The organism is Actinomadura sp. SCN-SB (assembly GCF_043906805.1).
Lineage (GTDB): Bacteria > Actinomycetota > Actinomycetes > Streptosporangiales > Streptosporangiaceae > Spirillospora.
On the sequence record NZ_JBIMPP010000220.1, the window covers coordinates 1 to 260 of the forward strand.

Sequence of the window (260 nt, forward strand, 5' to 3'; positions counted from 1 at the left end):
TTGGGGCCTACTGTCGTCGCTCTCGGTGGTGGGGGCCTAGGCGGATTCCAGGGTCATCAGGTGCGCGGCTGCGGCGTCCAGGGCGGTTTCAGGAAAGACACGGATGCCGTGGCGTTCCAGCAGAGCGGTGGTGACACCAGTGCCCGGAACGCGAGTGCCCGTGAACGAGCCGTCGTAGACCCGGGTCGTGGCGCACGACGGGCTGCCCTCCTTCAGGATGGCCATGCGGGCACCCGAGCGCCTGGCGGCCTCCAGCGCGC

Annotated in this window: 1 protein-coding gene; it reads right to left on the bottom strand. The window is 70.0% G+C overall.

Translation table 11 applies throughout. The annotated features are described in order from the left end of the window. Positions 1-36: 36 nt before the first annotated feature. Positions 37-260: DUF523 domain-containing protein (locus tag ACGWYJ_RS39120; RefSeq protein ID WP_395111774.1), on the bottom strand; the 224-nt coding region annotated here is incomplete at its 5' end.